Source organism: Ruegeria sp. ABF4_144 (assembly GCF_056160045.1).
In genome coordinates, this window is the sequence record NZ_JBSWWK010000004.1 from 155,062 (window position 1) to 167,975 (window position 12,914).

Below are 12,914 nucleotides of genomic sequence, written 5' to 3' on the forward strand. Positions count from 1 at the left end.
ATTCTGTGTCCGCCATTCTTTGCCTTACGGTTCATAAGGCAGCGATGAGTGATGCAGCACGATGCGCAACACGCCGTCAGTGTGCTTTTTGTAGCCAAAGCTCTTGTCGACCTTGGTGGTTTTGCCGTCCTTGTCCGTCAGGCTCACCCAACCCATCCACATAGCGATATCGCCCTCGACGAACTCGGCTGAGGTCACGCTCTCCATGGCGCGCCAACCCTGGATCGCAAACCCGGCATCGAGAGGGTATTCGTCGGAGTGCCCGCAGAAATAGCCAAGTGCCCCGGCTTTGGTCGGACGAAAGGTCTGTGCTCCGCTCGCCATCGTCGGTTTGAACAGCACAGGCCCCAGATTGTAGCCATAAACCGCATCCAGATGCGCCGAGGCGGTCTGACGGGCAGCCTCGATACCACCTTCCTCAAACGCTCTTGAGATGGCAATTTTCCCGTTGCCCCAAGCAGCCCGCGCGGCGGCGAGGTCGTCTGATGTGATCAACTTTGTTCTCCATTATTGTGTTCGATACGCTGCTCGGGGTGGGTATTGGCTGACATCACTCATGCCTTTCTCTGCAGACGTGCCGGTGGCTTACCTTCGGCGGCAAGGGGCACCGGGTCGCAACCGCAACCACCCCAGGGGTTACAGCGCACAAGACGGTGGATCGTTAGCCAGAGGCCAGGCAGTGGTCCGTGGATTTCCAATGCCTCGATGGCATAGGCAGAGCAGCTTGGCTCATATCGGCAGGAGTGCCCCAGCCAAGGCGATAGCAGCAGCCGATAGGCCCGAATGGGCAGGATCAGCAGCCAAACCACAAACGCCCTCATGCGCGCACCTGCCCGAACTTTTCGCAGAATGCGATCGCAACTTGTATCCAGGTGTCTGGCGCGACACGTGGCTTGAACTGACGAGCCTTTGAATAAAATGGCCACGGCATGGCTAAAAAGGCATCTCGGTTGTGTGGGCCATCATGCCTTTGGCTCCCCGAGCATCTTCCTGTGGCCCGATTTGCAGGGTTGCCAAGCTGGCCTCCAAGTCGCTCTTGTCGGTATCGCGCGCGATGACCACGACCCGGCTGGTGGTGTCTTTTCCAGACCAAGATTTCAGCGGCACCGGCGCGTCGAAGATGTGCTGGACCCCGTGAAAGACAAATGGCCAGTCCATGTCTTCGACATGAACGATGCCTTTCATGCGCAGAATATTGGGGCCTTTGAGCGCGATCAGCGTGTCGAGCCAGAAATCGAAGACATTGGCCGGTATTGGGTCTTCAACCTCGATTGAGGCCGAATTGATCCGGTGATCATGCTGCGCGTGTGGCGCAGTTTGCGTCGAGGGCAAGGCAGAGGGTTTGCTTGGTCCGGATCCAAAACCAGAGATGCCAGCCAAAGGATCGGGTTTCGGCATGCTCAGACCGAGCCAGTCCGAGATATCACCGGACGAAGCGCTTGGGCGCATTGCTGACAAACCGAACAGAACTCCGGCTGGAACGCACCCGTGTTCGGCTTGAATCCGCCGCGCCGAGCCATTGATGTCCGCCAATTGTGCTTCGAACCGAGCAAGCTCCTTCGGTGTAACCAAATCCGTCTTGCTCATGACCACAAGATCAGCCATTGCGATCTGATTGACCGCTTCAGTCTGATTCTCAAGTGTTTTTGACCCGGTTGCAGCGTCAGCGAGAGTGACGACGCCATCCATTCGGAATCGAGGCGCGACAATGTTGTCTACGACCAGACTGTGCAGGATTGGGCCAGGATCCGCGATCCCTGTTGTCTCGATAATCACACGGTCAAAGGTCAAATCGCCATGATCTCGCCGCGCGATAAGCTTACCCAGCGTTTTCAGAAGATCGCCGCGGATCGAACAGCAGAGGCACCCCGATTGCATCAGAATGGTCTCTTCGGTCGCTTCCTCGATCAAATCATGGTCCAGCCCGGCGTCACCGAACTCGTTCATGATCACAGCAATACGCCCCGCTTCCTGATCGCGGATCAGGTGGTTCAAAAGCGTGGTTTTACCGGCACCAAGAAAACCGGTGAGCAGAGTTACCGGAACCCGGGTGTCTTCCAAATCCATCGTCATGTCGCCCCCTTTTCATTGCTGCTGTCCTGCGCGAAGAGTTTCTATGTTATGGTATAACATGTCACAAGAGATGATGATGATCCAACTTGAATTTCACACGCGCAATTCGGTCGAGCAGGTTGAGGAAGGTACTGACCTTGCGCCAAAATTCGGCTCCGATGGGCTCTTGCCCTGCATCACCACCGATGCGCAAACGGGCGATGTCCTAATGTTGGGCTGGATGAATGCGGACGCGTTACGGCTGAAAAACGAGACCGGCGAGGCCCCTTTTTTCAGCCGCGCGCGGCAGGTACCTCTGGTACAAAGGGGCGACATCCGGTCTGACCCAAAAGGTAGTTGAGGCCCGGATCTTTAAGACTGTTACCGAATCCTGAACTGGAAGCTGCGCTGCGCCGGGACTATGCCGTGATGCAGGAGATGATCATTGGGGATACCCCTTCGTTCGATGAAATTTTGAAAACGATTGGCATGTTCGAGACGGGCTTCAACGGCTGACATCAGCCTATTTCGGGTCTCAATGGACAGCGCTCGGACTTCAAAAACTGGATTGCTAATCGACTAAACAAACCTTTTGAATTCCTCCAAACTCAAGCTGGATCGCTCCAAGTAAGGGCTTCAAATGGTGAGACTGAATATATTGCGCGATGAACTTGCTGGGTGCGCGCAAGGTGATCGTTTGATCTTGCGTTTCAACAAATTTGAGTTCGCGATACCAACTTTCAAACAACAATGCTTCAGATTCTGATAGGCGCCGAAGCGCCCTGCCCCACGGATCCTGAAGGTCTTGTCCCTCATGTTCAACAGCTACTGGTCTTTCTTGGCCAAACTGAACATGAACAACCTTTTCGGTTGGTTTTGGGGTTTGTGTCTCCATGCGCGATACAAAATCAGAACCAACATTTTGCCAAACCGGTTCGCTCAGACGGTAAATTTCCGCGTAGTTGAGTCGATACGCTGCAACGCGGCCCCTAACCCCGGGCCTAAGCTGGAGAAGTATATTAGAATCCGTCAATCGCTTAATTTCTCGCTTGACGGTTCGTTCGTCGACGGACCAGAGGCGCGCCATTTCTTTTTGCCCGACTGTCAGCTCATCAGTGCGCCAGTTGTATCGGGCCGTTATCAACGCAATGAGCCGCATCATTGAACATTGAAAACCGGGTGTGCCATTTAATCCCGCAACAGAGATTGCAGTCAAAAGATCGTACTTCTGAGAGCCGGCCTGATATCCTGTAAATCGCTTTATTTCCATTTTGATACTGCCACTGTGCCTCGAGCGGATCGGTTTCGCTGACCGATTCCATCAATTGGGTTCAGTGTGATGAAATCCCGTAGTTTGTCAACGGGCTTTGAAAAACAGGATGACTACCTCTTTCTTCAAAATCAAAAGAAAATTCGGTTAATAGGTAATGGGTGACACTGTACTGTCACCTTATTGGGGGTCGAGTGTCACCATATATCTGGTAATCGATCGCAGCCTGTCACCAAAACACAGTTGCGCTTTCGAAAAACCTCCCGTTTTTACCGAGTCTGAGGCGAAAAAGCCGAAATCCCATTCTTTACGTTTTGCAGTTTTCCAAAATCGCGTTATTAGAAGACATTCGTGATATAACAAGAGCAGTACCATGCGTGACCACACCGACCTTCAAGCTATGAACGAACGAAGCCTGGCTCAACAGGCTGCTGTCCGCCGCGCTACTTTCTCGCCCGCTGACGAGAAAGTGCTTCGACCATTCTCAATCTGGGAAATTAGCCAGTTCATGTTTGATGTCCCGGCGGACACCTTGAGAAAGAAGTTGGCCGAAGACCCGTCTCTTCCGCAAGGTGCGACTGAAGATGATGGACGGCAAAGATGGTTTTCTCTGGCTGAGATAAATGAGTTGAGACGGCGCCTAAGATTTAGAGGTAAAAGCCTTCTGCCCCAAAGGCCGGCAGGCCGGGCTATGAGAGTAGCGGTTTCGAACTTTAAGGGTGGTGTCGGTAAAACTGTCGTTGCCCAGCACTTGGCGAATGCGGCCGCGCTTGATGGTTACCGTGTTCTGGTGGTGGATTTCGACCCCCAGGCGACACTCACGCATTCAATGGGTCTGGCTGAAGTTAGAGAGTGGAATACTGTCTGGGGCATTATGTGCCGCGATCTCTGCCGCGAGGCGAACCGGATCGCGGACGAATATGATGATCCCGCAGATTGCCCCTACCCTACTGCCGACGAGTTGCCTGAAGATGTTCAGTCGATTGGCGCGCAACGTGTACAAGACTTCATTCAAAGAACTTCATGGTCGACGATCGACATCATCCCGAGCTGTGCGAACGCGGCCTTCGTTGAATTTGCGTCCGCTCAGTACAGGTCCATTCATAAGGCATGGAGTTTTTTTGGATGCGTAGCAAGATATCTCGATGAGTTGCCTGACGACCAATATGATTTGATTGTTTTCGATTGCCCGCCGGCAATTGGATACCAATCTTTGAACGCGGCCTTTGCTGCTGACATCCTCTATATTCCGTCTGGTCCTGGTTATTGGGAGTATGACAGCACAACGAGTTATCTTGGTCAGCTTGGCGATGCCTTGGAAGACATAACCAGCGGGTTCGAACGTATTGCACAGGATGCCGGTATCACGCTTCCTAAAAGGTTCGATGACATACGTGTTCTCATGACTCGCTTCGAGGCTAGCAACTCTTTGCACGTCGCGATGATGGATGCTTTCAAAAATGTCTTCGGCGCTGATGTCTGTCAAAATCCCATCGAAATGACACGTGCGGTCGAGCAATCTGGTAGGTTCCAGATGTCTGTTTACGAGCAGGACTACAGACAGATGACTCGGGACACATGGAAACGAGCGCGTCAGTCTTTTGATAATGCATACAGCGAATTCAAGGATGTCGTCCTGAGGGCTTGGGAGGCGCGTACTAAAATTGAGGAGCGGGTAGAATGAGCGGTAACAAATTTGGCTTCACTCCGATTGATGAAGATGACCTCAAGAAAACACGTCGCCGCGAAGTGGGTCCGATGGGGGCTGCGGTACGCGAGACAGCAAACAGCTTAAACGAAAGCACTGAGAACCGTGTCGAACAGCGACGGCAAAATGCCTCCGATGCTAAGGAGTATCGTAAAGCTCGTGATGAGGGGCGGGTCTTGGTTGCGGTCGGCATCAATGAAATTCTTACGACAGATTTGCCACGAGATCGCTTGGATCTTTCGGCTGTCGCAAGTTCCGACGAGATGGATGAACTCAAGGCTTCAATTCAGGAACGCGGCCAGAAGGAGCCCATTGAGCTTTATAAGGATTCAGATGGACGCTTCCAGCTCAAAAAAGGTTGGAGACGAGTAACTGCTCTCAAGCAGCTTTACGAGGAGACAGGTGATGAACGCTTTTCCAGTGTTACGGCGCGAGTTGCCAAAACCCAGAGTGATCGCATCGACCTCTATATTGACATGGTTGAAGAGAACGTTGTTCGGGAGGACTTGACTTTTGCTGAGATGGCGCAAGTGGCAATTCTTGCTTCCAAAGATTCAGAATTGGGGGCAGGGGATGCAGAAGCGCTGGTCGGAAGGCTGTACTCATCCCTGCACAAGATGAAGCGCTCTTACATTCGCAGCTTTGTTTACCTGCTCAATGAACTTGAGGGTGCGTTGCCGTTTCCAAAGAGTGTCTCCAGAAACCTTGGTGTTGAGGTTGCGCGTAAACTTCGAGCGTCATCGGGTTCGGCTGCTGGATTAAGAGATTTGTTAGTGCGCGCATCCACAGCCGGAGAGCAAAACGAGGCGCTGGATGCTTTCTTGGCAGATACTGGTGCTGAACCGCGTAGTGGCGAGCGGCGTGAGAAAGTCGAGAGCGTGAAGTATGAGTTCCACGTGGGCGCTTCAAAAATCACTGCGCGAAAAGGAGAGTGCAGGATATTGTCTGGTCAAGACTTTAGTTCGATTGAGCGGTCAAAGCTCCAGAGAGCGGTTGAAGCTTTCGAAGCTGTTTTGAACGAGGAGTAACCCGCGGGTTACCGCCTTCTTCGTTTAGCGCCAGCTCACCCCAACATATCCGCCGCCGGGTTATCCGCGATATCGACGTCATCATAGTAGCGTTGCGCCTGTGCCAGCGAGCGGTGCAGCGACAGGCGCATGGCGGCCTGAATCGGAGCGCCGTCGAGCGCGGCCTGGGTCAGAAAGCCTGAGCGCAGCCCGTGGGGTGAGGCAAAATCTTCGGGCAACCCGGCCAGTTTCAGCCGACGTCTGACGATCTGCGCAATCGCATCCGGGGAGAGGCGACGTTTCAGCACCCGATCCGCCTTCGAGATCGGCCGGAACAGCGGACCATCACTAACCTGCCCCACCTCGATCCAATGCACCAGCGCCTGCGCGGCGCGAGCTTTCAGCACCAGTCGCGGCGTTTCCCCCTTGGCGGTGGTCTTGGTCTCCAGCAGGGACAGCCAGACGACGCCGGATGTGTCGAACTCTTTCAGCGACACGTCCTCGCGCATGAGCCCGGTGATCTCGGACCGTCGCCGTCCACCGCTGGCCCAGCCCAACATTAAGATCGCCCGGTCGCGGCAATCCCGGCGACTGCCCCGGCAGGTGGCCAGCAGCTGTTCCAGCACGTCGCGGGTGATCGGATGGGCGGATTTCGGGGCAGGGGGCCGAGCAGCGGCGCGACGGGCTTTGGCGCGGGCCTGTTTCACTTGCGGCGAGTCAAATGGGGAAGGGAGGTTTTTCATCCGGTGAAAGGCCAGCCACGACGCGATGCGCCGGTCTAGGGTTGACGGGGCAGGGCAGGTGAGGGACTTGCGCAGCCCCTGCGCGATCAGTGCCTCCGCGGTTTGACGCGCAATATCCTCCCCAGGTTCATCGCTGAGATCACGGGCATGGTCGAGAAGGAAGGCCAGTGCCGTTGCTTCACTTTCGGGCCAGTCCAGCGCCGCGCCGAAGCGCGCTATTTTCCAGGCGGTGATGTAGAGCAAGTCACGTTCATAGGCGCGCAGGGTGTTGGCCGGGGTGCCGCGGATATAAAGATCGGTGAGTGCTTCCTGATCAGTGTCGGAAAGGGCAGGGGAGGGGCTGGGCAGATAGGGCGCAGGGGCTGTCATGGGGGCCATTCTGACGGGATATGCCGCTGAAATCAATAACACCTGATAAGGGATACTTATCGGAGGTAATACTGATTTGAACATGTGACAAAGGTAACGCTCAAAAATGCTGGTTTTTGAGCGTAAAGAGAGAAGGGGGTTTGTATACGCATACTGTTGATGACTGTGTCGCAAACATTTGGAACGGCCAAAGGGGGCTTTGTCGCAAGCTTCGCCCCTACCTGCCATTTCGACTGCATTTCTCTGTTCGGTTCCCATAGTCCCGAATTGCTGCGACGACACGAATGTCTGCAATCGATGGACATCACAGCTTAGATAGTTGTACTATACAACTATGACCCAAGCACTTACGACTCCCCGCATCGACACCATGCGTACCGCAGCCCGGCACATCGTGCGTGAACTTGGCTTTACGCAGAAGGGTCTTGCGGGTACCGATCTTTCGCCCTCGGCGGTTCATACGATCATTGAACTGGGGTATGGCACTGTTAACACGGCCACCGACCTTGGCACACTCCTGCATCTGGAAAAATCCAGCGTTAGTCGCCTTGTCAAAAAGCTGGAAAAGGACGGTTTGATCGCCGCACAGCCTGACCCGAGTGACCTGCGTTCGCGGACTCTATCATTGACTGAAGACGGCTACACTCTGCTGCACGAGGTTGAAGACTTTGGGCGGCAGCAGATAAAGTCTGCGCTCGACAGTCTGTCGCCTAGGGCCGTCGCTCAGATTGAAACTGGCCTCAAACTCTTCGCACTGTCTCTGGGAGCGCGCGATCAGCAAGCAAAGGCCGTTGCGCCTCCAATTGACGTGCGTGAAGGATACTGCACCGGGGTCATTGCCTCGGTCGCTCATCTTCATACCACTTTCTATTCCCAACACTACGACTTCGGCGCGGTATTTGAGCGCAAGGTTGCGACCGAAATGTCCGAGTTCATGGGGCGGATCAACAACCCTCACAACACCACCATCTCTGCATACTTGGGGGATGAACTGATGGGTTCCGTCTCTATCGATGGCGAGAACCTTGGGGACGGTGCTGCGCATCTGCGCTGGTTTATCGTTAGCCCAAGCGCGCAGGGTCTCGGCATCGGGAACCTGTTGCTCAGCAAGGCAGCAGCCTTCGTGGATGGCGCAGGTTTCGATCACACACGCTTGTGGACCTTCAGGGGCCTCGATGCGGCACGTCATCTTTATGACAAACATGGCTTCGCACTCGTTCATGAAACACCAGGCAACCAATGGGGCACGGAGGTGTTCGAACAAGAGTTTCTGCGTCAGTACCCTGCTTGATGCAGCGGTGTCTTCCGTATCTCGCAGAATCTTTCACGGGAATATGGGAACCGAACAGAGAACTACACTCGAAATGGTTCTCGCCCTGACGCTTGTGTAGAGTGCTTTGGATTTATTGACGGTCGCGAAAAGTGGACGTTCGTGAGATTGCCTCGAAGGCCCGCTTCGTCCCGCGTTCCGGACCTTGTTCGTTAAACGCTAGGCGGGTGGGGATGCCGTTGTTGTCCCTTGGCGCCTGGGGCTTGCACCCCACACGCCTGCACGACTGGTCGCTCCGCTTGGGGCCGCCAAGGCGGCCGACACATCCGTCACGCACTGCGCCAGGGAGCAATCGGGCTGATTGAGATTGGCCGTAGTCTTTTCCGCGAACTCTCTCCGCTCCCCCTGGCCCGACTGTTCGCTTCCTCAAGGCATATCGGGTTGAGCTGCAGCGGTCGTAATCTCCACTCCTTTCTCAACCGTTGCTCGTGTAGGGCAAATCCTGAGCCATTCGGCCCAGGACCGCGTGCTAGGCTTCAGCCGGCTGCACCGGCTTACGCCCCGAACCAACCAAGTACATTCTCCCTGCGCCCCGAGAGCGATGAAATCTGTCTCATCCGAGCCACCTGTCATCGCGGGCGCAAGTCGCCTGCACATGTTTGTTTCGGCCCTGCGGGTAACGCCCGCTTGTCCATTAGGCTTTGGGGATCCGCGCGGGGCGCGCGGCTCACATTGAGTATTGGACAGGGCAGGGAACTCGACGCGCTAAAGCGCGCTCACCCCAGCACTGACATTTTCCATTAGTGGGGCTGTTGCGACCGGCAAGCCGGTCACACCATCCCGATCGCATTCGGTTCTATTGTATCAAACTCCGCTGCCTCTCGCCTCTGGCTCGAACGCGGAGTCCGATAACCAACGAAAGTCGATCCGAATACGCTCTAATCCGCCCGCATCCTGCGTCGGCCCGGTCAAGGGGCAAGCGCCGCGCTGCGCGCGTCGTCTCCACGTCGAAAAACCCGGTTCCTCCCACCCGCAAGCGCGCGGGTCCCTCCCATTTTTTCGCCGCTCCGACCCCATGACAGTTCCGCCTCAGGCCACAGGCCGGGCTTCGCCCTTCCTGTTCTGCCAGCCGAAAGACGCGGGGTCTTTCAGCTAGCAGATCAGAAGGCCGCGCCCATTAGCGGATAGCCGAGAGACATCGGTGACCGCATCGCCATGAAAAGGAAATGAAGATGAGCAAAATTGAAACATTCACCGCACCGGAAACCATCGAAACCGTTGAGCTTTCCAACCTGTACCTTTCTGATATCAACCCCCGCCACGAAGTGGCTGACGAAGGCATTGCCCTGCTGGCCGAAAGCCTCGCCACGTGCGGCCTGATCCAGAACTTGAGTGGTTTGCGCGATAAGGACGGTAAAGTGGGCATCGTCGCCGGTGGTCGCCGTTTCCGCGCCCTTAATATCGCAGTGACAGAACGCCCCGATCTGGCGCAGGTGCCAGTTAAAGTCACAGATAACCCCTTTGTGGCCGAGCAATGGGCCAATGCTGAGAACACTGCCCGTGAAGAACTCGACCCGATCGATGAGGTTCGTGCCTATGGCAAGATGGCAGCGAAGTCCCTGTCTGTCGGCAAGATCAGCAACGCATTCGGTGTGACCGAAGCGCATGTGCGTCGCCGCCTCGCTCTGGCTGATCTGCCCGATGCTGTCTTGGACGCTGTGAAAGCCGGGGAAATCAGCCAAGGTATCGCCAAGGCTATGACCATCTGTGACGACGAGACCAAAATCCTTGAAGCATTGGAAGGCGTGAAAACCGGGCACTTGTACAATGAATACTACGTGCGCCAAGCCCTGACGCCGGATACCGTGCGCAGTACAGACCGCAAAGCAAAGTTTGTTGGTCAGGATGCCTTTGAAGAAGCTGGTGGAACCGTCACCACTGACTTGTTCCAGAACGAAACCCTGTTCAACGATCCTGAATTGTTGGAGCGCCTATTCACTGAGAAATTGGCCGAAGAAGCAGAGAAGTTGCGTGAAGCCGATGGCTGGGCATGGGCCATGACCACCGACGACAGCAATCCATGGTTCTTTGAGGTTCGGGACGAACATGGGGTTGCGCAAACATCAGCGATTGAGGGTGTTTTGACCGAAGAACAAGTTGAGCGCTTTGATGAGCTGGCCGAGCTTGAGGACAACGACGCGCTGGACGAAGCTGGACAAGCTGAACTGGACGCTCTGCAAAAGGTTCTGGATGGTGATTATCAGGCCGAGCAGAAAGAACTTGCCGGTATCATGGTCTTATCAAACCAGAGGATCAGGCAGCGGCCATCGAACAGGGGTTCATCGAAGCCCCTGCAAAAGCCACCAAGTCCAAAGCGTCGGACGCTGCAAAACCAGCGTTCTCGCAGAAGTTCATTGACGACATGGTTGCGATCCGGCTGGCCGCTGTTCAAACGGCTATGCTCGACAAGCCTGATTACGTTCTGAGCCTGTTTGCCTTCTATGCGACACCGGCATCCGGTCACTATGGCAGCATTTTCGGGTTCGGATACGGCGGAGCAGAGAACAACACGCCCGAGATTGACGACCAGTTTGATCTTGATCCGCGTCTTGGCGGTGAGCGGGATGAGGCGGCAGAGGAAGCCTACAACCAGTTTCAGGAAATGGCCGGGAAAGGCAGCGTTGAAGCGTTCAAGGCCTTACGCGATCTGGGCAAGAAAACCCGCAACGGAGAGATCACGGCGTATCTTGCCCGTCGTTTCAAGACCCAGAAGACTGAGTTCATGGCCGAAATCGCGGCTGATGTTGGCGCAGACATCCGGTCAATCTGGACGCCTTCGGCTGCGAACTGCTTCAAGCGGCTCAAGGGTGTGCAGTTGGATGAACTGTACAAAGACCTTCTGGATTTGCACATGGATACCGACGACTACCGCGCGTTCAGCAAGTCCAAGAAGGGCGAGAAGAACGAAGCGATGCACAAGCTGTTCAACGATCCAGAGCATCAAAAGGCTTTGCGCGTCACCCCCGAACAGAAAGCCCGCATCGACGCTTGGGTTCCCGAGTGCTTCTGAAACCAGCGGGGTAGGGCGCAATGCGCCCTGTCCCCAGCAGGGATTTAATCATGACGTAATCCCGCATGGTGATTACTGAAACGTAATGAAGGAGTGATAGCATACTTGATATTTGCTTGCACTGCTATCATATCAACGGCATGCTATCACTATCAAACATGGAGGATGAAATGGCAAATCTGACGGTCAGAAATCTATCTGATGACGTTCACAGTCGCGTTCGGTTTGTCGCGGCAGAACGTGGCATCAGCACCGAGGAAGCCGCTCGGCAACTTCTCGATGAGGCGTCGCGGCCAGCCGAGAAGGTTGGCGACGTGATTGTTGAATATGTGCAGGGTCTTAATGCGTTCTTGCCCGATATTGAACGTAGTGACGACAAAGCAGAACCGGCGGACTTCGGGTGATTATTCTAGACACAAATGTACTGTCCGACCCTATGAAGGAAAGCCCTTCCAAGGCGGTGATTGGGTGGTTGAATGCGCTGCATAGCGCGCAGTTTTATACCACGACGATCACCATCTTTGAGGTTCGTTACGGGATCGAATTGTTGCCTGACGGCAAACGGAAAGCTGCGCTTTGGAAGGGGTTCGACTTTACGCTTGGCCGTCTGTGCGGCAACCGGATTTTGCCATTTGACCGTGCGGCTGCGGAGGCCCTTGCAACCATGCAAGCCGAAGCGAAAGCCTATGACGTAAAGTTGGCAGACGCGCAGATTGCGGCAATTGCAAAGACACACGGTTTTTCAGTCGCAACCAGGGACGTGAAGCCGTTTCAGTTCTTAGGCGTCAATGTTTTGAATCCTTGGGATCACCCATCCGATTGAGGGACTGGAAGAATGACCAAAGCCACCACCCCAACAGCACCAGAGAGCGCCATTCGCCGCGTCTGGAAGTCCGCGCAGATGTATATTGCGTTCCACAAGGACCAGAACAAACGCCTGCGCAACGAACCGAAGTTTTGGTCACCAAAGAACGGAAGCGCGTCGATCCATGGTGAACCTGCCGATCAAGAGGCTCTGGTGATTGTGAAAGCAGCCGACCCAGAAGACACGCAGGACGTACAAATCAAGCTGCATCCCAATCGGATCGTTGTGCGCCGTGATGCTGCAATCTGGTGGCAAGGCGTCGCCGTCGGTGATCATTCCATCACCGTCCGGATGGCCGACAACACCGTTATCGAAATCCACCACGATGGTTCCATAAAACGCCGTGCCGCTGAAGATGAAACCCATGTCGAAGCGGATGGCAGCATCTTCAAATGGACTGAGTACGCCGAGTCCACAATGACCGGTGACGGGATTGAGATGACCCGCCGCTCTGAGAACCGCATTACGGCGATCACTCCTGATGGCGTTGTGGATCGGGCGCGCAACCGATAGCGTTAACGAACCTCTTTGAATTTCCTCTCATGGCGAGAGATACTGGC

General features: G+C 55.0%; 14 protein-coding genes. 9 read left to right on the forward strand and 5 right to left on the reverse strand.

Going from position 1 to position 12,914, the window contains the following annotated elements:
• Window positions 1-24: 24 nt before the first annotated feature.
• The 3 genes from ACXAGD_RS22990 to ACXAGD_RS23000 all read right to left on the reverse strand — a co-directional run bounded on the left by ACXAGD_RS22990 (window position 25) and on the right by ACXAGD_RS23000 (window position 2,073).
• A complete protein-coding gene (locus ACXAGD_RS22990; protein ID WP_475214472.1) occupies window positions 25-495 on the reverse strand; it encodes a phosphoribosyl-AMP cyclohydrolase in 471 nt (156 codons plus the stop codon).
• Window positions 496-554: 59 nt separating this feature from the next.
• Window positions 555-821 carry a membrane protein insertion efficiency factor YidD gene (gene yidD, locus ACXAGD_RS22995; RefSeq protein ID WP_475214474.1) on the reverse strand — a complete coding sequence of 89 codons (267 nt, stop codon included), beginning with the start codon at window positions 819-821 and terminating at the stop codon, window positions 555-557.
• 112 nt (window positions 822-933) lie between these two features.
• The gene (locus ACXAGD_RS23000) at window positions 934-2,073 is read right to left on the reverse strand and encodes a CobW family GTP-binding protein (protein WP_475214476.1); all 1,140 of its coding nucleotides are present in this window, start codon (window positions 2,071-2,073) and stop codon (window positions 934-936) included.
• 76 nt (window positions 2,074-2,149) lie between these two features.
• Here ACXAGD_RS23000 and ACXAGD_RS23005 point away from each other — a divergent pair, with 76 nt between their 5' ends.
• Window positions 2,150-2,413 (forward strand): phosphoribosyl-AMP cyclohydrolase, encoded by a 264-nt coding sequence (locus tag ACXAGD_RS23005; RefSeq protein ID WP_475214479.1) that lies wholly within the window; start codon window positions 2,150-2,152, stop codon window positions 2,411-2,413.
• Window positions 2,414-2,623: 210 nt separating this feature from the next.
• Here ACXAGD_RS23005 and ACXAGD_RS23010 read toward each other — a convergent pair whose 3' ends face one another.
• Window positions 2,624-3,322 carry a DnaA N-terminal domain-containing protein gene (locus tag ACXAGD_RS23010; protein WP_475214481.1) on the reverse strand — a complete coding sequence of 233 codons (699 nt, stop codon included), beginning with the start codon at window positions 3,320-3,322 and terminating at the stop codon, window positions 2,624-2,626.
• A 373-nt stretch (window positions 3,323-3,695) separates the two neighbouring features.
• Here ACXAGD_RS23010 and ACXAGD_RS23015 point away from each other — a divergent pair, with 373 nt between their 5' ends.
• Window positions 3,696-5,006, forward strand: a complete 1,311-nt coding sequence (locus tag ACXAGD_RS23015) for an AAA family ATPase (protein ID WP_267362922.1) — start codon at window positions 3,696-3,698, stop codon at window positions 5,004-5,006.
• Window positions 5,003-6,058 (forward strand): ParB N-terminal domain-containing protein, encoded by a 1,056-nt coding sequence (locus tag ACXAGD_RS23020; RefSeq protein WP_475214483.1) that lies wholly within the window; start codon window positions 5,003-5,005, stop codon window positions 6,056-6,058. Before ACXAGD_RS23015 ends, ACXAGD_RS23020 begins: the two co-directional genes overlap by 4 nt.
• 35 nt (window positions 6,059-6,093) lie before the next feature.
• On the opposite strand, the gene ACXAGD_RS23025 is transcribed toward ACXAGD_RS23020, so the two are convergent.
• Entirely contained in the window at window positions 6,094-7,149 is a 1,056-nt protein-coding gene (locus tag ACXAGD_RS23025; protein WP_475214485.1) for a tyrosine-type recombinase/integrase, read from the reverse strand.
• Window positions 7,150-7,483: 334 nt separating this feature from the next.
• Here ACXAGD_RS23025 and ACXAGD_RS23030 point away from each other — a divergent pair, with 334 nt between their 5' ends.
• The 6 genes from ACXAGD_RS23030 to ACXAGD_RS23055 all read left to right on the forward strand — a co-directional run bounded on the left by ACXAGD_RS23030 (window position 7,484) and on the right by ACXAGD_RS23055 (window position 12,867).
• Entirely contained in the window at window positions 7,484-8,440 is a 957-nt protein-coding gene (locus ACXAGD_RS23030; protein WP_475214487.1) for a GNAT family N-acetyltransferase, read from the forward strand.
• 1,211 nt (window positions 8,441-9,651) lie between these two features.
• Window positions 9,652-10,905 carry a ParB/RepB/Spo0J family partition protein gene (locus ACXAGD_RS23035; RefSeq protein WP_475214490.1) on the forward strand — a complete coding sequence of 418 codons (1,254 nt, stop codon included), beginning with the start codon at window positions 9,652-9,654 and terminating at the stop codon, window positions 10,903-10,905.
• Window positions 10,878-11,489, forward strand: coding sequence for a hypothetical protein (locus ACXAGD_RS23040; RefSeq protein WP_475214493.1), 612 nt, complete (start codon window positions 10,878-10,880; stop codon window positions 11,487-11,489). The genes ACXAGD_RS23035 and ACXAGD_RS23040 overlap by 28 nt, the downstream gene beginning before the upstream one ends.
• A gap of 170 nt (window positions 11,490-11,659) precedes the next feature.
• Window positions 11,660-11,893: a FitA-like ribbon-helix-helix domain-containing protein gene (locus ACXAGD_RS23045; RefSeq protein ID WP_475214494.1), complete on the forward strand. Its 234-nt coding sequence runs from the start codon at window positions 11,660-11,662 to the stop codon at window positions 11,891-11,893.
• Window positions 11,890-12,312, forward strand: a complete 423-nt coding sequence (locus ACXAGD_RS23050) for a PIN domain-containing protein (protein WP_475214496.1) — start codon at window positions 11,890-11,892, stop codon at window positions 12,310-12,312. The genes ACXAGD_RS23045 and ACXAGD_RS23050 overlap by 4 nt, the downstream gene beginning before the upstream one ends.
• Window positions 12,313-12,324: 12 nt before the next feature.
• A complete protein-coding gene (locus ACXAGD_RS23055) occupies window positions 12,325-12,867 on the forward strand; it encodes a hypothetical protein (protein ID WP_475214498.1) in 543 nt (180 codons plus the stop codon).
• Window positions 12,868-12,914 lie beyond the last annotated feature (47 nt).

Bases quoted from the DNA above. Each gene is read 5' to 3' on its own strand.
- yidD (WP_475214474.1), bottom strand. From the start codon at position 821: ATGAGGGCGTTTGTGGTTTGGCTGCTGATCCTGCCCATTCGGGCCTAT.
- ACXAGD_RS23000 (WP_475214476.1), bottom strand. From the start codon at position 2,073: ATGACGATGGATTTGGAAGACACCCGGGTTCCGGTAACTCTGCTCACC.
- ACXAGD_RS23005 (WP_475214479.1), top strand. From the start codon at position 2,150: ATGATCCAACTTGAATTTCACACGCGCAATTCGGTCGAGCAGGTTGAG.
- ACXAGD_RS23010 (WP_475214481.1), bottom strand. From the start codon at position 3,322: ATGGAAATAAAGCGATTTACAGGATATCAGGCCGGCTCTCAGAAGTAC.
- ACXAGD_RS23015 (WP_267362922.1), top strand. From the start codon at position 3,696: ATGCGTGACCACACCGACCTTCAAGCTATGAACGAACGAAGCCTGGCT.
- ACXAGD_RS23020 (WP_475214483.1), top strand. From the start codon at position 5,003: ATGAGCGGTAACAAATTTGGCTTCACTCCGATTGATGAAGATGACCTC.
- ACXAGD_RS23025 (WP_475214485.1), bottom strand. From the start codon at position 7,149: ATGACAGCCCCTGCGCCCTATCTGCCCAGCCCCTCCCCTGCCCTTTCC.
- ACXAGD_RS23030 (WP_475214487.1), top strand. From the start codon at position 7,484: ATGACCCAAGCACTTACGACTCCCCGCATCGACACCATGCGTACCGCA.
- ACXAGD_RS23035 (WP_475214490.1), top strand. From the start codon at position 9,652: ATGAGCAAAATTGAAACATTCACCGCACCGGAAACCATCGAAACCGTT.
- ACXAGD_RS23040 (WP_475214493.1), top strand. From the start codon at position 10,878: ATGCTCGACAAGCCTGATTACGTTCTGAGCCTGTTTGCCTTCTATGCG.
- ACXAGD_RS23045 (WP_475214494.1), top strand. From the start codon at position 11,660: ATGGCAAATCTGACGGTCAGAAATCTATCTGATGACGTTCACAGTCGC.
- ACXAGD_RS23055 (WP_475214498.1), top strand. From the start codon at position 12,325: ATGACCAAAGCCACCACCCCAACAGCACCAGAGAGCGCCATTCGCCGC.